Source organism: Streptomyces diastaticus subsp. diastaticus (assembly GCF_011170125.1).
In the GTDB taxonomy this organism is placed as follows: Bacteria; Actinomycetota; Actinomycetes; order Streptomycetales; family Streptomycetaceae; genus Streptomyces; species Streptomyces diastaticus.
On the sequence record NZ_BLLN01000005.1, the window covers coordinates 1,857,659 to 1,882,590 of the forward strand.

At 74.1% G+C, this 24,932-nt stretch carries 13 protein-coding genes and 1 pseudogene; 9 read left to right on the forward strand and 5 right to left on the reverse strand.

The features are described 5' to 3' along the window. Positions 1-52 precede the first annotated feature (52 nt). Complete coding sequence (locus Sdia_RS25400; protein ID WP_189499760.1) at positions 53-1,624, forward strand: M4 family metallopeptidase; 1,572 nt, start codon at positions 53-55, stop codon at positions 1,622-1,624. A gap of 104 nt (positions 1,625-1,728) precedes the next feature. Here the strand turns inward: Sdia_RS25400 and glgP are convergent, their stop codons facing one another. Beyond that, entirely contained in the window at positions 1,729-4,389 is a 2,661-nt protein-coding gene (glgP, locus tag Sdia_RS25405) for an alpha-glucan family phosphorylase (protein ID WP_181843964.1), read from the reverse strand. Between the two features lie 331 nt (positions 4,390-4,720). On the opposite strand from glgP, the gene Sdia_RS25410 reads away from it, so the two are divergent. The 5 genes from Sdia_RS25410 to glgB all read left to right on the forward strand — a co-directional run bounded on the left by Sdia_RS25410 (position 4,721) and on the right by glgB (position 15,184). Further along, positions 4,721-5,941: a S8 family peptidase gene (locus Sdia_RS25410; protein ID WP_189499761.1), complete on the forward strand. Its 1,221-nt coding sequence runs from the start codon at positions 4,721-4,723 to the stop codon at positions 5,939-5,941. Between the two features lie 688 nt (positions 5,942-6,629). Further along, the gene (locus Sdia_RS25415; protein WP_115068073.1) at positions 6,630-8,633 is read left to right on the forward strand and encodes an alpha-1,4-glucan--maltose-1-phosphate maltosyltransferase; all 2,004 of its coding nucleotides are present in this window, start codon (positions 6,630-6,632) and stop codon (positions 8,631-8,633) included. Further along, complete coding sequence (treS, locus tag Sdia_RS25420) at positions 8,630-10,369, forward strand: maltose alpha-D-glucosyltransferase (protein WP_100455018.1); 1,740 nt, start codon at positions 8,630-8,632, stop codon at positions 10,367-10,369. Before Sdia_RS25415 ends, treS begins: the two co-directional genes overlap by 4 nt. A gap of 319 nt (positions 10,370-10,688) precedes the next feature. Continuing rightward, the gene (locus tag Sdia_RS25425; RefSeq protein ID WP_100455017.1) at positions 10,689-12,146 is read left to right on the forward strand and encodes a maltokinase N-terminal cap-like domain-containing protein; all 1,458 of its coding nucleotides are present in this window, start codon (positions 10,689-10,691) and stop codon (positions 12,144-12,146) included. A gap of 164 nt (positions 12,147-12,310) precedes the next feature. Then, complete coding sequence (gene glgB, locus Sdia_RS25430) at positions 12,311-15,184, forward strand: 1,4-alpha-glucan branching enzyme (RefSeq protein WP_115068072.1); 2,874 nt, start codon at positions 12,311-12,313, stop codon at positions 15,182-15,184. A 70-nt stretch (positions 15,185-15,254) separates the two neighbouring features. Here the strand turns inward: glgB and Sdia_RS25435 are convergent, their stop codons facing one another. Then, positions 15,255-16,190 (reverse strand): hypothetical protein, encoded by a 936-nt coding sequence (locus Sdia_RS25435; protein ID WP_229830071.1) that lies wholly within the window; start codon positions 16,188-16,190, stop codon positions 15,255-15,257. Positions 16,191-16,297: 107 nt separating this feature from the next. Beyond that, complete coding sequence (locus tag Sdia_RS25440; protein ID WP_115068071.1) at positions 16,298-18,583, reverse strand: HelD family protein; 2,286 nt, start codon at positions 18,581-18,583, stop codon at positions 16,298-16,300. A 256-nt stretch (positions 18,584-18,839) separates the two neighbouring features. Here Sdia_RS25440 and Sdia_RS25445 point away from each other — a divergent pair. Next, a pseudogene (locus Sdia_RS25445) lies at positions 18,840-19,296 on the forward strand (ATP-binding cassette domain-containing protein); the annotation flags it as partial. A 123-nt stretch (positions 19,297-19,419) separates the two neighbouring features. Here the strand turns inward: Sdia_RS25445 and Sdia_RS25450 are convergent. After that, positions 19,420-20,838, reverse strand: a complete 1,419-nt coding sequence (locus tag Sdia_RS25450) for a cation:dicarboxylate symporter family transporter (protein WP_115068070.1) — start codon at positions 20,836-20,838, stop codon at positions 19,420-19,422. 278 nt (positions 20,839-21,116) lie between these two features. Between Sdia_RS25450 and Sdia_RS25455 the strand changes: the two genes are divergently transcribed. Together Sdia_RS25455 and Sdia_RS25460 are read left to right on the forward strand one after the other, a co-directional pair. Continuing rightward, positions 21,117-22,754 carry a sensor histidine kinase gene (locus Sdia_RS25455; RefSeq protein ID WP_100455140.1) on the forward strand — a complete coding sequence of 546 codons (1,638 nt, stop codon included), beginning with the start codon at positions 21,117-21,119 and terminating at the stop codon, positions 22,752-22,754. Beyond that, positions 22,751-23,488 (forward strand): response regulator, encoded by a 738-nt coding sequence (locus Sdia_RS25460; RefSeq protein ID WP_100455013.1) that lies wholly within the window; start codon positions 22,751-22,753, stop codon positions 23,486-23,488. Before Sdia_RS25455 ends, Sdia_RS25460 begins: the two co-directional genes overlap by 4 nt. Positions 23,489-23,580: 92 nt before the next feature. On the opposite strand, the gene Sdia_RS25465 is transcribed toward Sdia_RS25460, so the two are convergent. After that, complete coding sequence (locus Sdia_RS25465; RefSeq protein WP_100455012.1) at positions 23,581-24,606, reverse strand: ATP-dependent 6-phosphofructokinase; 1,026 nt, start codon at positions 24,604-24,606, stop codon at positions 23,581-23,583. Between the last annotated feature and the right edge of the window lie 326 nt (positions 24,607-24,932).

Sequence of the window (24,932 nt, forward strand, 5' to 3'; positions counted from 1 at the left end):
ACATCCGGCCCGGACGCCCGCCGTCCTGACCGGTCCTCACCAGGGAGCGCGCGTGACCCCCCACATATCCCGCCGCCGTACCGGCCTCGCCCTGTCCACCGCCGTCGCCGCCGGCGCACTGCTCGCCGCCGGGCTCTCCTCCGGCGGGGCCGTCGCCCAGCCCGCCGCCGACAAGGTGCCCGCCGCCGCCCCGGCCGCCCTCTCCGCCAACGCCAAGGCGGGCCTGCTCGAAGAGGCCGACTCCGCCAAGGCGGCCACCGCCCGGTCGATCGGCCTCGGCAGTCAGGAGAAGCTGGTCGTCCGTGACGTGGTCAAGGACCGCGACGGCAGCCTGCACACCCGGTACGAGCGCACCTACCAGGGCCTGCCCGTGCTCGGCGGCGACCTCGTGGTGCACACCGACGCGTCCGGCGCCACCGACGGCGTCACCAAGGCCGTCGAGGCCGAGCTGAAGGTGGACACCGTCACCACGGCCGCCACTCCGAAGGGCGCCCGCAAGGTCGTCTGGGCCGCCCAGGGCACGCCGAAGCTGGCCTTCGAGAAGGTCACCAGGGCCACCAAGAAGGACGGCACGCCGCAGGAGCTGCACACCGTCACCGACGCGGCCACCGGCAAGCGGCTCTTCCAGTGGGACGCCGTCCACGCCGGCACCGGTGAGAGCCAGTACAGCGGCACCGTCGAGATCGGCACCACCGCCTCCGGCAGCGGCTTCGAGCTGACCGACGGAGAGCGCGGCGGCCACAAGACGTACGACCTGAAGAACGGCTCGTCCGGCACCGGCACGCTCTTCACCGACGACGACGACAAGTGGGGCGACGGCACGCCGGGCGACCCGGCCACCGCCGCCGTCGACGCCGCCTACGGCGCGGGCGCCACCTGGGACTACTACGAGCAGGTGCACGGCCGCTCCGGCATCAAGGGCGACGGCGTCGGCGCGTACTCGCGGGTCCACTACGGCGACAACTACGTCAACGCCTTCTGGACCGACAGCTGCTTCTGCATGACCTACGGCGACGGCGACGGCAACGCCGCCCCGCTCACCTCGCTCGATGTCGCCGCCCACGAGATGACGCACGGCGTCACCTCGGTGACGGCCGGGCTGATCTACTCCGGCGAGTCCGGCGGCCTCAACGAGGCGACCAGCGACATCTTCGCCACCGCGGTGGAGTTCCACGCCGACAGCGAGGGCGACGTCCCGGACTACCTCATCGGCGAGAAGATCGACATCAACGGCGACGGCACCCCGCTGCGCTACATGGACGAGCCCTCGAAGGACGGCTCCTCCGAGGACTACTGGTACGACGGCATCGGCAACGTCGACGTCCACTACTCCTCGGGCGTCGCCAACCACTTCTTCTACCTGCTGTCCGAGGGCAGCGGCGCCAAGGAGATCAACGGCGTCTCCTACGACTCGCCGACCGCCGACGGTGAGCCGGTCACCGGCATCGGCATCGAGAAGGCCGAGCAGATCTGGTTCAAGGCGCTCACCCAGTACATGACCTCCACCACCGACTACGCGGCGGCCCGCGAGGCCACCCTGGAGGCGGCGAGCGAGCTGTACGGCGCGGACTCGGCCGAGTACCAGGGCGTCGATCGCGCCTGGGCGGCGGTCAACGTCAGCTGACCTGAGCCGGGGGAGGGCCGCGGCCCCGCCCCGCACGGACCGCGGCACCCGGGGCTGAGCGCTCGCCCCGGGTGCCGCTCCGTCGTGGTCCGCGCCCGCGCGGGTCAGCGCAGCAGCACGCCCGCCTCCTGCCCGGCCGCCTCCGCAGGGACCGCGATCAGCCCCATCTCGGCGCCGGAGGCCAGCAACCGGTGGCTGGGCAGCACCCGGACGGTGTAGCCGAAGCTGCCGGTGCGGTCGAGGGCGAGCGGGCCCTCGAAGGTCCAGCGGCCGTCCAGGTCGGGGCCGCCCGGCGCGGGCTTCAGCGGCACCCGGGTGGCGCCGCTGATCCGGTCGTCGCCGTCGACGTGCCCGGAGACGGCCTGCACCTCCACGTCCTCGGGCGCCAGCCCACCGAGACGGACCCGCACCCGCAGGGCGAGGGTGGCGCCGAGCTGGGCCGGGGACTCGGCGCCCTCGGGCCCGTCGGCGCCCGCGTCCACGTGCTCGACCGCGACCTGGGCCCAGCCGGCCCGCACCCGCTCCTTGTACGCGGCCAGTTCACGTGCCCGCTCGGGGCCGAGCGCGCGGTGGGCGCGGGCGGCCGGGGCGTACAGGGTCTCCACGTACTCGCGGACCATGCGGCCCGCGATGACCTTCGGGCCGAGCCGGGTCAGGGTCTCGCGGACCATGCCGATCCACCGGTCCGGCAGGCCCTCGCGGCCGCGCTCGTAGAAGCGCGGGGCGACACGCTCCTCCAGCAGCTCGTAGAGGGCGGCGGCCTCCAGCGCGTCGCGGCGCTCGGTCTCCTTGGCGGTGAGGTGGCCGTCGCCCTCGGCGGTGGGGATGGCCCAGCCGAAGTCCGGGTCGTACCACTCGTCCCACCAGCCGTCGAGGACGGAGAGGTTGAGGCAGCCGTTGAGGGCGGCCTTCATCCCGGAGGTGCCGCACGCCTCCAGCGGGCGCAGCGGGTTGTTGAGCCACACGTCGCAGCCCGGGTAGAGCTTCTGGGCCATCGCCATGCCGTAGTCGGGCAGGAAGGCGATGCGGTGGCGGACCCCGGCGTCGTCGGCGAACCGCACCAGTTCCTGCACCAGCCGCTTGCCGCCGTCGTCGGCCGGGTGCGCCTTCCCGGCCACCACGATCTGCACCGGCCGCTCCGGGTGGAGCAGCAGCGCCCGCAGCCGGTCGCGGTCCTGGAGCATCAGCGTGAGCCGCTTGTACGAGGGCACGCGGCGGGCGAAACCGATGGTCAGCACCGACGGGTCGAAGGCGGTGTCGATCCAGCCCAGTTCGGCCGGGCCCGCGCCGCGCTGGCGCCAGCCGGCGGCGAGCCGGGTGCGGATCTCCTCGACCAGTTGCCCACGCAGGGTGCGGCGCAGCTCCCAGATCTCCTGGTCGGAGATCTGCCCGATGGCGTCCCACCGGTCGGGGCCGCCGACACTGAGGGCCTCCTCGGCCCGGCCGGGGCCGATCCGGCGGGCGCCGAGCCGCAGCACCTCGGGGGCGACCCAGGTGGGCGCGTGCACGCCGTTGGTGACCGAGGTGATCGGCACCTCCTCGGCGTCGAAACCCGGCCACAGCCCGGCGAACATCTCCCGGCTGACCTGGCCGTGCAGGGTGGAAACGCCGTTGGCGCGCTGCGCCAGGCGAAGGCCCATCACGGCCATGTTGAACAGGCCGGGGTCGCCGCCCGGGTACGTCTCGGTGCCCAGCGCCAGGACCCGCCCGGTGTCGATGCCGGGCAGTTCCGCGCCCTCACCGAAATGACGGGCGACCAGGGAGCGGTCGAAGCGGTCGATCCCGGCGGGCACCGGGGTGTGGGTGGTGAAGACCGTTCCGGCGCGCACCACCTGGAGGGCCTGGTCGAAGTCGAGGCCGGGGCCGTCGGGCGCGGGCGCACCCAGTTCGTGGACGCGCTCCAGTCCGAGGAAGCCGGCGTGGCCCTCGTTGGTGTGGAAGACCTCGGGGGCCGGGTGGCCGGTGAGGCGGCAGTAGGCGCGCACCGCGCGGACGCCGCCGATGCCGAGCAGCATCTCCTGGTGCAGCCGGTGCTCGCTGCCGCCGCCGTAGAGCCGGTCGGTCACCTCGCGGGCCGCGGCGTCGTTGTCCTCGACGTCGGAGTCGAGCATCAGCAGCGGGACGCGGCCGACCCTGGCCTGCCAGACGCGGGCGCGCAGCACGCGGCCGCCGGGGAGGGCGAGGCGGATCAGGGTGGGACTGCCGTCGGCCTCACGCAGGAGGGTCAGCGGCAGCTCGTCCGGGTCGAGGACGGGGTAGTGCTCCTGCTGCCAGCCGTCCCGGGAGAGGGACTGGCGGAAGTACCCGTGGCGGTACAGGAGCCCGACGCCGATCAGCGGGACGCCGAGGTCGCTGGCGGACTTGAGATGGTCCCCGGCGAGGATGCCGAGGCCGCCGGAGTACTGCGGCAGGGCCGCGGTGACGCCGAACTCCGGCGAGAAGTAGGCGACGGCGGCGGGCAGGGAGCCCTCCTGGCGCTGGTACCAGCGGTCGCCTTGCAGGTAGTCGGTGAGGTCGTCGACGGCGGCGGCCACGCGGAGCCGGAAGCGCCGGTCGGCGGCGAGGGTGTCGAGGCGTTCGGGCGGGACGGCGGCGAGCAGCCGGACCGGGTCACCGGTGGCGGCCCAGCGGGCCGGGTCGACCGACTGGAAGAGCTCGCGGGTCTCCGCGTGCCAGGACCAGCGCAGGTTGCGGGCCAGGTCGCTGAGGGGGCGGAGGGGTTCGGGGAGGACGGGACGCACGGTGAATCGACGCATTGCCTTCACGGTTCCACCTTCGCAGGATTCGTCCGCTTTTGCGGCGCGGCTCGCATCATCGGACGTCAGGACCGGACGGCGACAGGGTGCTCGGGGGGAGCACGCCACGGCCTGACGGTGCGTCGGCGGCGACCGCGGGGGCGCTCGCCGCACGGGCTCGCCCACCCCGGCCGTCGCAACAATTGCACAACCTTTACCAGTGCTTCACGACGTATTCGCCCCGTTCTCCCCCTTCTTGGCCCGTTGCCCGGGCGGGGTCGGCCCGACACGCTGACGGGCAGACACCGCCGGGTCCGCGATGGGCGGGCCCGCGGCGTCGACAGGAGGAGGGGACTCGCAGATGAGCGAGGTCATACGTATGCCGCGCCGGACGGTGGCCGTGGCCGCCGCCGCGGTCGCGGCGCTGGCGGCGGGCACTCTGCCCGCCCAGGCGGCGCCCGCGGGGCCGGGGGGCCCGAAGCTGAGGCTGGGGACGGTCCGTCAGGCCGACAACCCCCGCGACGTGGTGCGCGGCAGTTACATCGTGACGCTGAAGTCCGGCACCAAGGCCCCGTCGGCCGCCGGTGCCCGGATCGCCGCCCGGTACGGCGGCAGGATCAGCCACACCTACACCCGCGCCCTCAACGGGTACGCGGTCGAGCTCGGCCCCGTCCAGGCCCGGCGGCTCGCGGCGGACCCCGCCGTGGCCTCGGTCGCCGAGGACGTCCGGCTGCGCGCCTCGGCCACGCAGACCGACCCGGTCTGGGGCCTGGACCGGATCGACCAGCCGGCCCTGCCGCTGGACAGCCGGTACACCTCGCCGAACGGCGGCGGGGCGGGCGTCACCGTGTACGTCGTCGACACGGGCGTCCGGATCAGCCACAAGGAGTTCGGCGGCCGGGCCCGCAACGGCTACGACTTCATCGGCAAGGACAAGGTCGCGCAGGACTCCAACGGCCACGGCACCCATGTCGCGGCCACCGCGGCCGGCGCCACCTACGGCGTGGCGAAGAAGGCCAAGGTCGTGGGCGTGCGCGTGCTCAACGCCAACGGCGAGGGCACCCTCGCGCAGGTCATCGCGGGCATCGACTGGGTGACCAAGAACGCCGTCAAGCCCGCCGTGGCCAACCTCAGCCTCGGTGGCGGGGTCAGCGTCGAGCTCGACAAGGCGGTCCGCGCCTCGATCGCCTCCGGCGTCACCTACACGGTGGCGGCGGGCAACGAGGGGATTCCGGCCGGGGCGCTCTCGCCCAGCCGGGTGAAGCAGGCCATCGTCGTCGGGGCGACCAACCGCTGGGACGAGCGGTCGTACTTCTCGAACTGGGGTCCCGCGGTGGACCTGTTCGCGCCGGGTGAGGACATCAGGTCCGCCTCGCACAAGAGCGACACCGGCACCGTGTCGTTCGACGGGACCTCGATGGCGGCGCCGCACGCTGCCGGGGCGGCCGCGCTGTACCTCGCGGCCCACCCGAAGGCGACGCCCGCGACGGTCGAGAGGGGGCTCGTCGGCAAGGCCGCCGCGGGGCAGATCCGCGACAGCCGGATCGGGTCGCCCAACCGGCTGCTCCAGGTCTCGCCCTAAGGGGCGGGCCGTCGGCCCGCGGGCCCGGGGGACGTCCAGCTCCCGGCCCGCGGGCCGTCGCCTGTTCCCCCTCCCGCCGGCCAGGACCGGGACCTCCCGGCCGGGCCCGGCTTCGACGCGCCCCCGCTGCGACCGGACGGTCACCGGTGGGCCCGGGGAGGCGCGCCGGGACGGCCCCCCGGACCGAAGCTCGCCGGCCGGCTCGGGCGTGCCTCCGGGCCCGGGGGCGGCGGGCGGCGGGCGGTGGCGCCTCTTCCGTCACCTCGGGCCCAGGGGGCACAGCGGTTTCCACCTGGAGTTCCTCCTGAGGGCACATGCCAGGGGCAGCGGAGGCCGCGGATTCCGGGGTACGTGTCAGCAGGCCGGCGGGAAGCGGATTGCCCGCCCTTCGGGTGGGGCAAGGCTGTTCCGTACTCCCGCGCACCGCTCTCCCGCGCGGCCCCGCCGGCCCCGTCCGGCCCGGTGCGGCGGTCTCGCCCCAGGCACCCGGCGCACGCCCCGGCGCGTCCCCCGACGCGCGGTCGCAGCCACCGGCAAGGAGCCTCCATGCCCCCAGCGCGTCCCCTCTTGAGAACCCCGGCCCTCCAGAGCGTCAAAGGGACGGCGGAAGCTGCCGATACAGAGGTCGACGGCCGGGACGCCCGCGTGCCCGGCCACCCCCGTACCCGCACGATCCACAGGTGATGCCGTGAATTCCCCCATTGGACGCATCCCCGTCCTCGACGTCCGGCCGCTCGTCCACGGCGGCAGACGCCCCGCCAAGTCGGTGAGCGGCGAATCCTTCGAGATCACCGCCACCGTCTTCCGCGAGGGGCACGACGCCGTCGCCGCCAACGTGGTGCTGCGCGGCCCCGACGGCCGCGGCGGCCCCTGGACGCCGATGCGCGAGCTGGCGCCTGGTACCGACCGCTGGGGCGCGGTGGTCGCCCCCGTCGACGAGGGGCACTGGACGTACTGGGTGGAGGCGTGGGGCGACCCGCTGACCACCTGGCGCCGTACCGCCGCCGTGAAGGTCCCGGCCGGGATCGACACCGAACTGGTCCTGGAGGAGGGCGCGCGGCTGCACGAGCGGGCCGCCGATGGCGTGCCGAAGGCGAAGGGCCGCCGGGAGTCGGTGCTCGCCGTCGCCGACGCGCTGCGGGACACCTCGCTCGGCGCCGAGCAGCGCCTCGCGGCGGCCCAGGAGGCGCAGGCGGTGGCGGCGCTGGAGCGGTACCCGCTGCGGGAACCGCTGTCGGCCTCCGAGCCGCTGCCGCTGCTGGTGGAGCGCAGGCGGGCGCTGTTCGGCTCCTGGTACGAGTTCTTCCCGCGCTCCGAGGGCGCCGTGGTGCCCGAGGACGGCGGTCCGCCGGTCTCCGGCACCCTGCGGACGGCGGCGGCCCGGCTGCCCGCCGTCGCGGCGATGGGCTTCGACGTGGTCTACCTGCCGCCGATCCATCCCATCGGCACCACCCACCGCAAGGGACGCAACAACTCCCTCACCCCCGGCCCGCACGACGTGGGCGTCCCGTGGGCGATCGGCTCGGCCGACGGCGGGCACGACGCGATCCATCCGGAGCTCGGCACCTTCGAGGACTTCGACGCGTTCGTACGCACCGCCACCGAGCTGCGGCTGGAGATCGCGCTGGACTTCGCGCTCCAGTGCTCGCCGGACCACCCGTGGGTGACGGAGCACCCGGAGTGGTTCCACCACCGGCCCGACGGATCGATCGCGTACGCGGAGAACCCGCCCAAGAAGTACCAGGACATCTTCCCCATCGCCTTCGACAAGGACATGGACGGCCTGGTCGCGGAGACGCTGCGGGTGCTGCGGCTGTGGATGGGGCACGGGGTGCGGATCTTCCGCGTCGACAACCCGCACACCAAGCCGGTGGTCTTCTGGGAGCGGGTGATCACCGAGATCAACCGGACCGACCCGGACGTCGTCTTCCTCGCCGAGGCGTTCACCCGGCCCGCGCTGATGCACGCGCTGGCCGCGGCCGGCTTCCAGCAGTCGTACACGTACTTCACCTGGCGCAACGGCAAGCAGGAGCTGACCGACTACCTGACCGAGCTGAGCGGGGACGCGGCCGCGTACATGCGGCCGAACCTCTTCGTCAACACTCCGGACATCCTGCACGCCTACCTTCAGCAGGGGGGCCGGCCGGCCTTCGAGGCGCGGGCCGTGCTGGCGGCGACCCTCTCGCCGAGCTGGGGGGTCTACGCCGGCTTCGAGCTGTGCGAGGCGCGTCCCCTGCGCGAAGGCAGCGAGGAGTACCTGGACTCGGAGAAGTACCAGCTGCGTCCGCGTGACTGGGCGGCGGCCGAACGGGAGGGCCGCACGCTGGCCCCGCTGCTGACCGCGCTGAACCGGATCCGGCGCCGCAATCCGGCCCTCCAGCAACTGCGCGACCTGCACTTTCATCACACCGACAATGACGCGCTGCTCGCCTACAGCAAGCATTCGGGTGGCAATACGGTCCTGACGGTCGTCAACCTCGACCCGCACCACACCCAGGAGGCGACGGTCTCGTTGGACATGCCGCGCCTCGGCCTCGGCTGGGACGACACCACACCGGTGCGCGACGAGCTCACCGGCGAGACCTATCACTGGGGCAGGGCCAACTACGTGCGTCTGGAGCCGGGCGTCTCGCCCGCGCACCTGTTCGTCCTGCGACCGTCCTCACCGATCGGAGGGTCACCCACACCATGATCGTCAACGAACCCGTTCAGGACACCTTCGAGGACACCCCTGCCAAGGACCGTGATCCCGAGTGGTTCAAGCGAGCCGTCTTCTACGAGGTGCTCGTCCGGTCCTTCCAGGACAGCAACGGCGACGGCATCGGCGACCTCAAGGGCCTCACCGCCAAGCTCGACTACCTCCAGTGGCTGGGAGTGGACTGCCTCTGGCTGCCGCCGTTCTTCCAGTCGCCGCTGCGCGACGGCGGCTACGACGTCTCGGACTACACGGCGGTGCTCCCGGAGTTCGGCGACCTCGCCGACTTCGTGGAGTTCGTCGACGCGGCCCACCAGCGGGGCATGCGGGTCATCATCGACTTCGTCATGAACCACACCAGCGACCAGCACCCGTGGTTCCAGGAGTCGAGGCGCGATCCGGACGGCCCGTACGGGGACTACTACGTCTGGGCCGACGACGACAAGCAGTACCAGGACGCCCGGATCATCTTCGTCGACACCGAGGCCTCGAACTGGACCTTCGACCCGGTGCGCCAGCAGTACTACTGGCACCGCTTCTTCTCCCACCAGCCGGACCTCAACTACGAGAACCCGGCCGTCCAGGAGGAGATCCTCTCCGCGCTGAAGTTCTGGCTGGACCTCGGCATCGACGGCTTCCGCCTCGACGCCGTGCCCTACCTCTACGCCGAGGAGGGCACCAACTGCGAGAACCTCCCCCGGTCGCACGCGATGCTCAAGCGCGTCCGCGCGGAGATCGACGCCCACTACCCGGACACCGTCCTGCTCGCCGAGGCCAACCAGTGGCCGGAGGACGTGGTCGACTACTTCGGCGACTACGCCGAGGGCGGCGACGAGTGCCACATGGCGTTCCACTTCCCGGTGATGCCGCGCATCTTCATGGCGGTCCGCCGCGAGTCGCGCTACCCGGTCTCGGAGATCCTCGCCAAGACCCCGGCCATCCCCTCGGGCTGCCAGTGGGGCATCTTCCTGCGCAACCACGACGAGCTGACCCTCGAAATGGTCACCGACGAAGAGCGCGACTACATGTACGCCGAGTACGCCAAGGACCCGCGGATGCGGGCCAACATCGGCATCCGGCGCCGCCTCGCCCCCCTGCTCGACAACGACCGCAACCAGATCGAGCTCTTCACGGCCCTGCTCCTGTCCCTGCCGGGCTCACCGATCCTGTACTACGGCGACGAGATCGGCATGGGCGACAACATCTGGCTCGGCGACCGCGACGCGGTACGCACGCCGATGCAGTGGACGCCGGACCGGAACGCCGGGTTCTCCTCCAGCGACCCCGGCCGGCTCTTCCTGCCCACGATCATGGACCCGGTCCACGGCTACCAGGTGACCAACGTCGAGGCCGCCATGTCCTCGCCCTCGTCCCTGCTGCACTGGACCCGGCGCATGATCGAGATCCGCAAGCAGAACCGTGCCTTCGGACTGGGTTCGTACACCGAGCTGCCCTCCACCAACCCGGCCGTCCTCGCCTTCCTGCGCGAGGCCCCGCCCGGACCGGACGGGGAGGAGGACGACCTCGTCCTGTGCGTGCACAACTTCTCGCGGTTCGCCCAGCCCACCGAGCTGGACCTCCAGTCCTTCGCCGGTCGCCACCCGGTGGAGCTGACCGGCGGGGTGCGCTTCCCGGCCATCGGTGACCTGCCGTACCTGCTGACCCTGTCGGGCCACGGCTTCTACTGGTTCCGCCTGCGCAAGGAGGCCGCGGTCGCGGCCGCCTCGCCCTGACCGAGGCGCCGGCCGCCCGAGGTGTCCGGTGCGGGACGGTTACGGCCCTCCCGCACCGGGCACGCGTAACCGCACACGCGCGCAGAATCCGGGCGCGGCGGGTTCGGGGAGCACCTTCCCGGACCCCGGCCCGGAGCACCGAGCCCGCCCCTCCCACGCTCCCCCGCCCCGCACCGTCCGGGGCACCGTCACCGCCCCGTACGCCCGCGTCTGCGGCCGATGAGGGGACCGGGCGCACCGCCGGACCGTCAAATGCCGCAATCCGGGTCACTGGCAGGCGATATTGGGGTGTACCCGGGGAAAGGACGCGACGCCGCCAATGTCGGATGCCTCCAGCACGCTCGTTCCTTCCCCAGCGTCCGGGGGGCTGCTCGCCTCCCTGGACCCGCTGCTGCGCCCCTGGCTGCCGAGGCAGCGGTGGTTCGCCGGAAAGGGCCGCCCCGTCACGGGCTTCACCCTGGTCGCCGCCACCGAACTGCTGCCGGGCGGCCCGTCCGGGCAGGACGGCCCCGGCCTGCTCCACCTCCTGGTCCGCGCCCAGCAGCCGGCCGGCCCCGGCCCGGGCGCCGCCACCGACCCGGGCGACACCTACCAACTCCTCATCGGGGTCCGCCGGACCCTGCCGCCCCGCCTGGCCCCCGCGCTGATCGGCCGGCCGGCCGACGGGCCGCTCGCCGGCCAGGCCGTCTACGAGGCGCTGCACGACGCCCGCCTGACCGAGGTGCTGCTGGAGCGGCTGCGCCTGCCCGGGCGGCTCGGGGCGCTGCGCTTCGCCCGCGCCGGAAAGGCGGACATCCCGGCCGGGCTGCCGGCCCGGGTGCTCGGCGCCGAGCAGTCCAACTCCTCCCTCGTCTACGGCGAACGGCTGATCCTCAAGCTGTTCCGCCGGGTCGTCCCCGGCGTCAACCCGGACCTGGAACTGCCCCGCGCGCTGGCCGCGGGCCGTTCCACCCGGGTGCCCGCACCGCTGGCCTGGCTGGAGGCCGACGGGGGCGACGAGCCGCTGGTCCTCGGCGTCCTCCAGCCGTTTCTGCGCGGCTGCGAAGACGGCTGGGAACTGGCGCTCGGCGCGCTCGCCCGCGGCGAGGACTTCGCCGGCGAGGCGCGGGCGCTCGGCCGGGCCACCGCCGAGGTGCACGCGGCGCTGGCCGAGGCGCTGCCCACCGTGACGCTGGGCCCGGCCCGGCTGGCGGCGCTGGCCACGCAGATGGCCGAGCGGCTGGACGCGGCCGCGCAGGCGGTCCCCGCGCTCCACCGGCACGTGCCGGGTCTGCGTACCGCGTTCGAGGCGCTGGCCGGTCCGGGCGTGGCCGACAGCGCGCTGACCGCCCAGCGGGTCCACGGCGACCTGCACCTCGGGCAGTGCCTGCGCGGCCCCGACGGCCACTGGTCGCTGATCGACTTCGAGGGCGAGCCGGTGAAGCCGCTGGCCGAGCGCCGGCTGCCGCAGCCTCCGGTCCGCGACGTGGCCGGCATGCTCCGCTCCTTCGACTACGCCGCCCGCTCCCACCAGCCGTGGGCGCCCGAGTGGGCCGACCGCTGCCGGGACGCGTACTGCGCCGGCTACGCGGAGGCACACGGCCACGACCCGCGCGACGAACCGGTTCTCCTGCGCGCCTACGAGACCGACAAGGCGGTCTACGAAGCGCTCTACGAGGCCCGGCACCGGCCCGACTGGCTGCCCGTCCCGCTGGCGGCGGTGGAGCGGCTGGCCGCCCCCGTCCCGGTGGGGGCGCGCGCCGCCACGGACGGACCGTTCGGCTACGGCCTGGACTGATCCGTACGGCCGGTGCCGCTCCCCCGCCCTCGTCGCGCCGGGTCCCCGCCCCGGTCTCCGCCGGAGCGGCCCGCCCGCGCGCCGCCCACCGCCCCCTGCCACCCGATCCGCCCCGGTCCGGCCCCGAGCCGGTCACCGCCCACCGTGCCGAGGAGGCCCTCCCCGTGACCCCCCGTCCGCCCGCCCCCGAACCCTCCGACGCGGCCGAGCCGCAGACTCCCCTGGTCCCCGCCCCGGCCCGTGGGGAGGACCGGGACACCGAGACGCCGGCCGCCGCCCCCGGCCCCGAGGGCGCCGCGAGCACCGGTACCGGTCCGACGGCCGCCACCGCCACCCGCACCCGCCGGGCCCCGGCTCCCGCACCCGGCACCGACAACGAGGACGTGGCCCGCGCGCGCACCGGCCGCCCCCGCTCCACCAGGTCCGGCAGCGCGGGCAAGCCCGCCGAGGCGGGCGCGGAGACGTCGCGCGAGCCGGCCTCGGCGCCCGGGGAGCCGGCCGCCGGGGACGCCGCCCCGAAGACCAGGACGACGTCGCGGACCAGGACCAGGACCACCGCCAAGGCCGGCACCGCGACCACCGCGAAGGCCGCCACGGCGGCCGGGGCGAAGGGCACCGCCAAGGCCACCGCGAAGAGCGGCGCCAGGACCGGTGCCCGGACGGGGGCGAAGACCGGCGCCAAGACGGCCGCGAAGGCCGGCGCCAAGGCCGAGGCCAAGGCCGGCCCGGAGCCGAAGGCCCCGGCCAGGTCCCGGGCCACGGCCCCGGCGACGCCCGGCCGCACGCCCGCCGCCCGTACCCGGCGCCCCCCGCTGGCGACCCCGCCACCCGCCTCCCCCTGCGCGCCGCACCCGGACGACCGGGACCGCCTGCTCCACGGCCACCACCACGACCCGCACAGCGTGCTCGGCGCGCACCCGGTCGAGGGCGGTGTCGTGGTCCGGGCGCTGCGCCCGTACGCCACCGGTGTCACGGTCGTCGCCGAAGGGGAACGCGTCGCGCTCACCGACGACGGGGACGGCTTCTTCTCGGGCCTGCTGCCGGCCGGCGCGGTGCCCGACCACCGGCTGGAGATCACCTACCCGGAGCCGGAGGGCGGCGGCAGCCACACCCTCACCACCCCCGACCCGTACCGGTTGCCGCCCTCGCTCGGCTCCTTCGACCTGCACCTGATCGGTGAGGGCCGGCACGAGGAGCTGTGGCGGGCGCTGGGGGCACGCCCGATGACCCACGAGGGGGTGACCGGCACCCGGTTCACCGTCTGGGCGCCGAACGCGCGCGGCGTGCGGATCATCGGCGACTTCAACTTCTGGGACGGCACGGCGTACCCGATGCGTTCGCTGGGCTCCAGCGGCGTCTGGGAGCTGTTCGTGCCCGGGGTCGGCGAGGGGGCGCTGTACCGGTTCGAGATCGCCCGGCCGGACGGCTCGCTGACCCGCCGCTCCGACCCGATGGCCCGCCGCACCGAGGTGCCCCCGGCCAACGCCTCCGTGGTCGCCGACTCGCACCACACCTGGGGCGACGGCGCGTGGCTGGCCCGGCGCGGGCAGACCCCGGTGCACGAGGCGCCGTTCTCCGTCTACGAGGTGCACCTCGCCTCCTGGCGGCCGGGGCTGACCTACCGCGAACTGGCCGAGCAGCTCCCCGCGTACGTCAAGGACCTCGGGTTCACCCATGTGGAACTGATGCCGGTCGCCGAGCACCCCTTCGGCGGCTCCTGGGGCTACCAGGTGACGGGCTTCTACGCGCCGACCGCCCGGCTCGGCACTCCGGACGACTTCAAGTACCTGATCGACGCCCTGCACCAGGCCGGCATCGGGGTGCTGATGGACTGGGTGCCGGCGCACTTCCCGCGCGACGACTGGGCCCTGGCGGAGTTCGACGGGCGGCCGCTGTACGAGCACCCGGACCCGCGGCGGGCGGCGCACCCGGACTGGGGGACGCTGGAGTTCGACTACGGCCGTACCGAGGTGCGCAACTTCCTGGTCGCCAACGCGGTGTACTGGTGCGAGGAGTTCCACATCGACGGGCTGCGGGTCGACGCCGTCGCCTCGATGCTCTACCTCGACTACTCGCGCGAGGACGGCCAGTGGTCGCCCAACGAGTACGGCGGGCGGGAGAACCTCGACGCGGTCGCCTTCCTCCAGGAGATGAACGCGACGGTCTACCGGCGGGCCCCCGGCGTGGTCACCGTCGCCGAGGAGTCGACGGCCTGGGACGGCGTCACCCGGCCCACCCACCTGACCGGCGAGGGCGGCCTCGGCGGCCTCGGCTTCGGGCTGAAGTGGAACATGGGGTGGATGCACGACTCGCTGGAGTACATGGCGAAGGAGCCGGTGCACCGCAAGTACCACCACGACGAGATGACCTTCTCGATGGTGTACGCCTACAGCGAGAACTACGTGCTGCCCATCTCGCACGACGAGGTGGTCCACGGCAAGCAGGCCCTCGTCTCCAAGATGCCCGGCGACTGGTGGCAGCAGCGCGCCGGCCACCGGGCCTATCTCGGCTTCATGTGGGCCCATCCCGGCAAGCAACTCCTCTTCATGGGGCAGGAGTTCGCTCAGGGCTCGGAGTGGTCGGAGGCGCACGGCCCGGACTGGTGGCTGCTCGACGAGGCGTACGGGGCGGCGGCCGACCACCGGGGCGTGCGCGACCTGGTCCGCGAGCTGAACACGGTCTACGGCGCCACTCCCGCGCTGTGGCAGCGCGACACCGACCCGGGCGGCTTCGCCTGGGTCGTCTCCGACGCCGCCGAGGACAACGTCCTCGCCTTCCTCCGCCTCGACCACCGGGGCGCGCCGCTGCTGGCGGTCAGCAACTTCTCCCCGGTGGTCCGCCACGGCTACGCCCTCGGCGTGCCGGACGCCCACACGGTGTGGCGGGAGGTCCTCAACACCGACCAGGAGCGGTTCGGCGGCGGGGGCGTCGGCAACCCGGAGCCCCTCGGGGCCGAGGAGCCCGGCGCCCACGGCCGCCCGGCCGCCCTGCGGCTGACCCTGCCGCCGCTGGCCACCCTCTGGCTGCGGCCGGCCTGACCCGCCCGGTACGCGCGGCCCGGCCCCGCCCCGTCTCGGGCGCGGGGCCGGGCCGCGGCGTGTGTCCAGGTCAGCGCCCGAGGGCGCGCCGCAGGGTGAGCCCGTGGTGGACGCGCAGGCGGCGCAGCTCCCACAGCGCCAGGCAGGTGACGGTGAGCGGACCGCCCCAGAGCAGGAAGGCGGCGACCTTCTCGGGGGCGTCGCCGTACTTGCCGGTCACCAGGTCGACCACGAGGTTCACCCAGACGAGGGCGACCGAGACCAGCGGAGGCACCACTTCGTGGACGTCGGCCGTGCGGAAGACGTTGGCCACGGAGTTGGCCAGGGCGCCGAGGCCGAAGAAGACCAGCCAGGCCATGGCGAGGACCAGCCAGAGCCCGCTGCCGGTGACGTCGCCGCCCGGCTGGGTGAAGGCCACCGCGAGGACCGCGACGAGCGAGACGAGCAGCGAGAGCAGGACGCAGAGCGGCCCACGCGCCCGGCGCAGGTAGATCCGGCGCAGCCCCGGCCGGGCCGCCTTGACGAAGACCGCGAGCGTCACGGGGACGACCAGGACCAGCACGACGCAGTTCTGCACCAGCTGGACCCAGGGCGCGGTGACCGCCTCGACGGCGTCGGCCACCTGGTAGACCAGCGCGACCCCGAGCACCACCACGAACCCCGCGAACGCCCGCATCCGCTGGACCACCCGGGTCGCCGGGTCGTCGACCCGGTCGGGGCGCGAGGGCCGGCAGAGCCGCCGCGCGGCGACCGGCGGCAGCAGCCACCCCAGCCAGGTTCGCAGGAACCCGCCCCGGGAGGGCACCACCAGCGGGGCGTCGGCGGGACCGGGCGGCGCGTACGGGACCTGGGCCGGGAAGCCGTGGCCCGGGTAGCCGTGGTGCCCGCCGCCGGGAGGCCCGTAGGGGCTGCCCTGGCCGTACGGGGCGTACGGACCGTACGGATCGCCGCCGGGTGGGTAGGGTCCCGGCCCCGCTCCTGGTCCGTTCGTGGTGGGTCCCGCCATCGTTCCCCCGAGTCCGTGGCCGCCGTGCCGTGCCGTGCCGCGCCCGGGCCGCCTGACGGGGCGGTCGCGGACGCGGCCAGAGGATAGCGCGGGCGGCCGACGGGGCGTCAGCGGGTTTCGACCGTCCCCGGGTCGGCGAGGGCGGCGGGCAGGTCACCGGTGTGCAGCAGGCCCAGGGTGCGGGTGGCGCGGGTCAGCGCCACGTACAGGTCGCTGGTGGGGACGGCGGCCGGTTCCACCACGAGGACCGCGTCGAACTCCAGCCCCTTGGCCTGGCGCGGGGTCAGCAGCACCACCGGCCTGGTCAGGTCGGGCTCGCCCCCGGCGGTGACGTCCAGCCTGGCCGCGAGCGCCTCGTGCAGGGACGCCGGGGCGATCACCGCGAGCCGCCCCTCCTCGGGGGCGTCGGCGCGGGCCGCCTCGGCGACGGCCGCCGGGAGACCCTCGGGGGTGGTCCGGCGCGACCAGGGACGCCGGCCGGTGGAGCGGACCGAGGAGGGCGGGGTGAAGCCGGGGTCCTCGGCGCGCAGCAGGGCCCCGGCGACGGCCATGATCTCCTCGGGCGTGCGGTAGTTGACGCCGAGCCGGGTGTACTCCCAGCGTCCGGGGACGTACGGGTCGAGGATGGCGCCCCAGTCGCCGAGGCCGCCCCCTTCGGCGGTCTGGGCGGGGTCGCCGACCAGCGTCATGGAGCGGGTCGGCGAGCGGCGCATCAGCAGTCGCCAGGCCATCGCGGAGAGTTCCTGCGCCTCGTCCACGATGATGTGGCCGAAGGCCCAGGTACGGTCGGCGGCGGCCCGCTCGGCGGCCGTGCGGTGGTCGGCCTCCTCGTGGCGTTCGGCCATCCGCTCGGCGTCGATGACGTCGTGGGCGCCGAGCACCTCGGAGTCCTCGTCGTCCTTGTCCTCGAACTCGTAGGTCCGGGAGGCGTAGGCGACCTCCAGGACGCCCTGGGCGTAGGCGATGCGTTCCTGCCGTTCGGCCTCGGCGGCGGCGCGGGCGGCCGAGTCGTCCTCGCCGAGGAGTTCGGCGGCCTCGTCCAGGAGCGGCACGTCGGCCGGGGTCCACTCCCCGCCCTCGCGGCGGATCGCGGCGGCCTCGCCCTCGGGCAGGTGGGTGGGGTCGGCGAGATAGCCCGTGAGGAACTCCTCGGGGGTGAGCTGGGGCCAGAGCGAGCCGATGGCCGCGTGGACCTCCGGGCTGGCGGCGATCTCCTTGGCGAGCTGGGCCACGTCGGAGGCGTCCAGCAGGTTGGGGCCGCCGTAGGGATCGGCGCCGAGGCGGTCGGTGAGCTGGGCGGTGAGCGCGTCGATGATCCGGAAGGCGAAGTGCGGGCGGGCCAGGTTGTGCGGCAGTCCGGCGGCGCGGGCCCGCTCGCGCGCCTCGGTGGCCGTCGCGCGGTCCAGGTGGAGGGTGCCGTAGTCGTCGTGGTCGATCTCCAGCACCTCGTCCGGCACGGCCTGCCGGTCGGCGACGGCCCGGGCCAGCGCCTCGGCCATCTCCGGCCGCCCCTTGACCTCCGCGGCCCGGGCGGTGTCGGCGCCCCGTGCCTGGACGCCGGGGAACAGCTCGCCGAGGGTGGCGAGCCAGACGCCGGTCTCGCCGAGCGAGGGCAGTACCTCGCCGATGTAGCCGAGGAAGGCCGGGTTCGGGCCGACGACGAGCACGGCGCGGCGGGCCAGTTGCTCCCGGTGGGCGTACAGGAGGTAGGCGGCGCGGTGCAGGGCGACGGCGGTCTTGCCGGTGCCGGGGCCGCCCTCGACGACGAGGACGCCCTGGTGCGGGGCGCGGATGATGCGGTCCTGCTCCGCCTGGATGGTCTGCACGATGTCGGCCATCCGGCCGGTGCGGGCGGCGCCGAGCGCGGCGAGCAGGACGGCGTCGCCGTTGGGGTCCTCGTGGCCGGTGCGCCGCTCGTCGCCCAGGTCGAGGATCTCGTCGTGCAGCGCGGTGACCGCGCGGCCCTCGGTGGTGAGGTGGCGGCGCCTGCGCAGCCCCATCGGGGTGTGGCCGGTGGCCAGGTAGAAGGGCCGGGCGACCGGTGCCCGCCAGTCGATGAGGACCGGAGTGCGTTCGGCGTTCTCCTCCCGGATTCCGATACGGCCGATGTGCCGGCTGGTCCCGTCCCGGAAATCCAGCCGGCCGAAACAGAGCCCGGAATCCACGGCGTCCAGCGCCGCCGCGGTCAGCCCGTGCTCGGTGACCGCCACGTCCCGTTCGAGCCGGGCCTGCTGCCCCGTGGTGACCTGCGACAACGACGTTCGGACGGCGTTGTCCTCAGCGGCGCGACGGGCGTCGAGGAGGGTGTACAGGTGGGTGACGAAGGACTGCTCCGCCCGCAATTCCGCGTCGTCCCCGCGCTCTGCGCGATTCCCCTGCCGCTCGGTTGACAATGCGACTCCTCGCCGGTTAAGATGGCTTCATCAGGTGTTTTTCTGCGCCCATTCGAAGGAAAGCAGAAACATCGAATATACGCAGCGAAAGCCCCTGGACGTCAAATCGTCCGGGGGCTTTTTCTTCGCTCTTCGGCTCTTCCTCCCTCCGCCGCCCGCGCGAGCCGCCGGGTGTCCGCGACGCGGTCACCGGGGGCGGTGGGTGCGGGGTGCAGCTATCCTGCGCGGTCGGCTCCCTCGGGAAAGACGGGCCACCATGGACGGGACCCCCGGCGACCGGCGCGGGCGCGTCGTCGCCGCGCTCGACGGCGCGAGCATGTCGCGCCACGCCACGGGCCAGACGGTCCTCGACAGCGTCGACTGAACCGTCCGGGCCGGCGAGCACTGGTCTCTGCTCGGCCCCAACGGTGCCGGGAAGACCGGCATCCTGCGCCTCGTGGGCGCGACCGCCTTCCCCACCACGGGCACGGTCGAGGTCCTCGGCGACCGCCTCGGCCGCGTCGACGTCCGGGAACTGCGGGCCCGCATCGGCCACGTCTCCACCTCGCAGCGCGTCCCGCGGGAACTGCCCGGCCACGCCGTGGTCCCTCACCGGGCACACCGGCACGGTCCAGCCGCTGTGGCGGAAGTACGGCGACGACGTCCGCGAGCGCGCCCGCGCGCTGCTCGCCGAGCTCCGGATCACGGAGCCGGCCGACCGGACGTACGGCGTGACGCCACGCGAACGCCCCCGGCGGGGGGTCCGGGGGCGTTCGCGGGCCGGGCGGTGGGGGGGGATGCCCGGTCCGGGGCGCGCCGCGCCTCGGGGGGATGTGAGGCGCGGCGCGAGGTGTGGGTCAGGTGCTGGACTTCTGGAGGGGGACGCCGCCGTCGGCCGGTCCCGCGGCGGGCTCGGGGGTGTCCTGGGCCAAACCGTCCTTGACCGGCGGCGCCTCGACGTCCTCGGGGGCCGGACCGCCGTGGCCGTCGTCGACCAGGGTCTTCTCGTCGAAGGGGATCTCCCCGGCGAGGACCCTGGTGACGCGGTCGCGGTCGATCTCCTTGGTCCAGGTGCCGATGAGCAGGGTGGCCACGGCGTTGCCCGCGAAGTTGGTCATGGCGCGGGCCTCGGACATGAAGCGGTCGATGCCGACGATCAGGCCGACACCGTCGACCAGCTCGGGCCGGTGCGACTGGAGACCGCCCGCCAGGGTGGCGAGCCCGGCGCCGGTGACGCCCGCCGCGCCCTTGGAGGCGATGATCATGAAGAGGAGCAGGGAGACCTGCTCACCCACGGAGAGCGGGTTGCCCATCGCCTCGGCGACGAAGAGGGAGGCCATCGTCAGGTAGATGGCGGTGCCGTCGAGGTTGAAGGAGTAGCCGGTCGGGACGGTGATGCCGACGACGGGCTTGGAGATGCCCAGGTGCTCCATCTTGGCGATGAGGCGGGGCAGCGCCGACTCCGACGAGGAGGTGGAGAGGATCAGCAGGAACTCGCGGCCCAGGTACTTGAGCAGCTTGAGGATGTTGACCCCGGTGCAGATGCGCAGCAGCGCGCCGAGCACGACGACCACGAAGACCAGACAGGTGACGTAGAAGCCGATCATGATGACGGCCAGCGACTTCAGCGCGTCGACGCCGGTCTCGCCGACCACCGCCGCGATGGCGCCGAAGGCACCGACGGGGGCCGCCCACATGATCATGGCGAGGACCCGGAAGACCAGCCGCTGGATGTGGCCGATGCCGGCCAGGATCGGCTCACCGGACTTGCCGAGGGCCTGCACGGCGAAGCCGACCAGGAGAGCGATCAGCAGGGTCTGGAGGACCTCGCCGCCGGTGAAGGCGGAGACCATGGTGGTCGGGATGATGCCGATGAGGAAGTCGACGGTGGACTCGCTGCCGTCGCTGGCCTGGGCCTCGCCGGCGCCGCGCAGCTCGTCGGTGAGCTGCATACCGTGGCCCGGCTCCAGGAAGTTGCCGACGACCAGGCCGATGGCGAGGGCGACGGTCGACATCACGATGAAGTAGCCGAGGGCGAGACCGCCGACCGCACCGACCTTCGCCGCCTTACGGACCGATCCGACGCCCAGCACGATCGTGCAGAAGATGATCGGCGAGATCATCATCTTGATGAGGTTGACGAAGCCGGTGCCGAGCGGCTTCAGCTCGACGGCCAGCGACGGGGCGGCGAAGCCGACGAGGATGCCGAGCACCACCGCGGCGATCACGGCGATGTACAGGTAGTGGGTTCTGTCCCGTTTGGCGGCAGCAGCCACGGGGGCCTCCTTGGACGTCGTCGTCGGGATGCGGACCTGCCTCGGGCGGCTGCCCGGCGCAGGACGTGCAAGCGACGCTCCAGGCCCGGGGCGGGTGAGCGGGACATGCCTGCACAACGCTCAGTGCGTGCGGCTCACGTGCTGGCGGTGCCGCGACTCTTTCGCAGGCTGTGAGGGCGGTCACCCTTGCGTTCATTTAGTTCGCGCACTTCCGGCCAGGCAGACTGTCCGGCATGCCCCTCCGTCGTCCCCGCAGCCTCGCCGGTCAGCTCTTCGCGATGCAGGTGTTCCTGGTGGGCCTGCTGATCCTCGGCTGTGTCCTGTTCGCGTTCCTCTCCGACCGGCGCCAGGCCGAGGAGGCGGCGGGCCGCCAGGCGGGCGCCACGGCCCGCGCGGTCGCCGACTCCCCCTCGGTACGCGAGGCGATCCAGGCCGGCGGCGACCCCTCGCGCGTCCTCCAGCCGTACGCCGAGGAGGTCCGCCGGGACGCGGACGTCGACTTCGTCACCATCATGGACACCGACGGCATCCGCTGGACCCACCCGGACGAGGGGCAGATAGGCGAGCGCTTCCTCGGCCACACCGAGGAGGCACTGAGTGGCCGGACCCTCCAGGAGACGTACACCGGCACGCTCGGGCCCTCGGTGCGGGTGGTCACCCCGATCCGGGCCGACGGCGAGGTGATCGGGCTGGTCAGCGCGGGCATCACGGTCGACCAGATCGCGGCCCGGCTGCGCGACCAGGTGCTGACGCTGCTCACGGTGGGCGGGCTGACCCTGGCGGTCGGCGGGGTCGGCACGTACGTCATCAACGCGCGGCTGCGCCGCCACACCCACGACATGGACGCCGCCCAGCTCAGCCACATGTACGCCTACCACCAGGCGGTCCTGCACGCCGTGCGCGAGGGCCTGGTGATGCTCGACGGGCAGCGCAGGATCGCGCTGATCAACGACGGGGCGCGGGAGCTGCTCGGGCTCGCCCCGGAGCACGGCGTCGGCGACCGGGCCGACGAGCTGGGCCTGCCCGCCCCGCTGACAGGGGCGCTGCTGGCGGCCGAGCCACGCGTCGACGAGGTGCACCTGAGCGCCGACCGGGTCCTGGTGGTCAACACCTCGCCGGTCGCCGCCGGTGAGCAGCGCGGCACCGTCGTCACCCTGCGCGACCACACCGAGCTCCAGGCGCTCACCGGCGAGCTGGACTCCGAGCGCGGCTTCTCGCAGGCGCTGCGCTCGCAGGCGCACGAGGCGGCCAACCGGCTGCACACCGTGGTCTCGCTGATCGAGCTGGGCCGGGCGGACGAGGCGGTGGAGTTCGCCACCGCCGAACTGGAGCTGGCCCAGACCCTCACCGACCAGGTGGTGCAGGCGGTCGGCGAGCCGGTGCTGGCCGCGCTGCTGCTGGGCAAGACGGCGCAGGCCAACGAGCGCGGCACCGAGCTGACCGTGCACGAGGACAGCCGCCTGGACGACGGGGTGCTCCCGCCGGAGCTGCCCGCCCGCGACCTGGTCACGGTGCTGGGCAACCTGATCGACAACGCGATGGAGGCCGTCTCCGCCACCCCGGGGGCCCGGATCGCGGTCACCGCCCGTGCCGAGGCCGACGGGCTGCTGCTGCGGGTCGCCGACAACGGCCCGGGCGTCCGCGACGGCGAGGAGGTCTTCCGCCGGGGCTGGTCGACCAAGGACGGCGGCGGCCGGGGCCTGGGGCTGGCGCTGGTCCGGCAGACGGCCGAACGGCACGGCGGTACGGTCAGCGTGGGCGAGGCCCCGGGTGGCGGCGCCTCCTTCGAGGTACGCGTCCCGTTCTCCTCCCCCTCGGCCGGGCCCCCCGCGCGCACCGGCGCGGGCCCGCCCGCGACGGCCCCGCAGCCGACCCCCGCCCCGACCGACGAAGCCCCCTTGGAGAGCCGCAGATGACCGCCCACCACGACCGGCCCGCCGGCTACGACGGCGCGGGCGCGCCCCGCGGCGGGCAAGGCGGTCCGGGCCCGGTACGGGTGCTGGTGGTGGAGGACGACCCGGTGGCGGCCGACGCGCACCGGACGTACGTGGAGCGGGTGCCCGGGTTCACCGTGGTGGGGGTGGCGCACTCGGGGGCCGAGGCGCAGCGCGCGCTGGAGCGGTTCCCGGTCGACCTGCTCCTGCTCGACCTGTACCTGCCGGACGGGCACGGTCTCCAGCTGGCCCGCTCCCTGCGGGCGGCCGGGCACCGGGCGGACGTGATAGCGGTGACCTCGGCCCGCGACCTGGCGATCGTCCGCGAAGGGGTGTCGCTGGGCGTGGTCCAGTACGTCCTCAAACCGTTCACCTTCGCGACGCTGCGGGACCGCCTGGCGCGGTACGCCCAGTTCCGCACCGCCGTCGGGGAGGCCAGCGGCCAGGCCGAGGTGGACCAGGCCCTGAGCGCCCTGCGGGCCCCGCAGCCGGCCGTCCTGCCGAAGGGCCTCAGCGCCCCCACCCTGGAACGGGTGACCAGCGCCCTGCGCGGGGCGCCCGAGGGCCTGACGGCGGCGGCCACCGGCGAGGAGGTCGGGATCTCCCGCATCACCGCCCGCCGCTACCTGGAGCACCTGGTCACCGCGGGCCGCGCGGTACGCGCCCCGCAGTACGGCACCGTCGGGCGTCCGGAGCTGCGCTACCGCTGGCAGTGAGCGCCACCCGGGCGTCCCGTGTTCGCGCACGCGAGGACGGCGGCGCACCGGACATCCTGGCGCGCCGCCGTCGGCGGTGGTCGGGGAGCGGTTCAGAAGACCGATTCGGCCTCGTCCATGCGGTCCTGCGGGACGGTCTTGAGCTCGGTGACCGCCTCGGCCAGCGGGACCATCTCGACCCGGGTGCCGCGCAGCGCGGTCATCCGGCCGAACTCCCCGTGGTGCGCGGCCTCCACCGCGTGCCAGCCGAAGCGGGTGGCGAGGACGCGGTCGTAGGCGGTGGGGCTGCCACCGCGCTGGACGTGGCCGAGGATGACCGGGCGGGCCTCCTTGCCGAGGCGGTGCTCCAGTTCACCGGCGAGCGCGTTGCCGATGCCGTGGAACCGCTCGTGGCCGTACTGGTCGATGGCGCCCTTGCCATAGGCCATGGTGCCCTCGGCCGGGTGGGCGCCCTCGGCGACGCAGATGACGGCGAACTTCTTGCCGCGCGCGAACCGCTCCTCGACCATCTTGACCAGGTCGGCCGGGTCGAAGGGCCGCTCGGGCAGGCAGATGCCGTGGGCGCCGCCGGCCATGCCGGACTCCAGCGCGATCCAGCCGGCGTGCCGGCCCATCACCTCGACGACCATGACGCGCTGGTGCGACTCCGCGGTGGTCTTGAGCCGGTCGATGGCCTCGGTGGCGACACCGACGGCGGTGTCGAAGCCGAAGGTGCGGTCGGTGGCGGAGATGTCGTTGTCGATGGTCTTCGGTACGCCGACGACCGGCATCCCCGCCTCGGACAGCAGCCGGGCCGCGGTGAGCGTGCCCTCGCCGCCGATCGGGATCAGCACGTCGATGCCGAGTTCGCGGGCCAGTTCCGGGGCGTTCTCGCAGGCCTCGGCGAGACGGCCGCGCTCCAGGCGGGCCGAGCCGAGGATGGTGCCGCCGCGGGCGAGGATGCCGCTGACGGCGTTGAGGTCGAGGGGTCGGTAGCGGCGGTCCAGGAGGCCCTTGTAGCCGTCCTCGAAGCCGATGACCTCGTCGCCGTGGTGCGTGACGGCGCGGTGCACGACCGAGCGGATCACGGCGTTCAGGCCGGGACAGTCGCCGCCTGCGGTGAGGATTCCGATACGCATCGTGCTGTCTCTCCTGCTCGATACTGGCCGTTCGTCCGTGTCGCGGCCCGGGCCCGGGTCCGTCCGGCGCGGCTGCGGCGGAGCGGCCGCCGGGGAGACGGACCGGTGCGAATTCTGACACGGCGGCCTTCCCGTCCGTGTCCCAGGTCACGTGCGGCGCACCTGGCACCGCCCGGCCGGTCGCGCGGGGTCCGGGCTCCGCCGCGCTCCACCGGCCGCCTGCCCCGGCCGCGGGCCCTCACCCCTGACCGGCGGAGCGTCCACGCCGCCGAACAGGAGCCGCCGCCCGCACACCGGTATCGTCGGAGTGCATACCGTAGCAAAAG

Coding starts and splice junctions, on each gene's coding strand:
- Sdia_RS25465 (WP_100455012.1), bottom strand. CDS start 24,606: ATGCGTATCGGAATCCTCACCGCAGGCGGCGACTGTCCCGGCCTGAAC.
- treS (WP_100455018.1), top strand. CDS start 8,630: ATGATCGTCAACGAACCCGTTCAGGACACCTTCGAGGACACCCCTGCC.
- Sdia_RS25460 (WP_100455013.1), top strand. CDS start 22,751: ATGACCGCCCACCACGACCGGCCCGCCGGCTACGACGGCGCGGGCGCG.
- Sdia_RS25435 (WP_229830071.1), bottom strand. CDS start 16,190: ATGGCGGGACCCACCACGAACGGACCAGGAGCGGGGCCGGGACCCTAC.
- Sdia_RS25455 (WP_100455140.1), top strand. CDS start 21,117: ATGCAGGTGTTCCTGGTGGGCCTGCTGATCCTCGGCTGTGTCCTGTTC.
- Sdia_RS25410 (WP_189499761.1), top strand. CDS start 4,721: ATGAGCGAGGTCATACGTATGCCGCGCCGGACGGTGGCCGTGGCCGCC.
- Sdia_RS25425 (WP_100455017.1), top strand. CDS start 10,689: ATGTCGGATGCCTCCAGCACGCTCGTTCCTTCCCCAGCGTCCGGGGGG.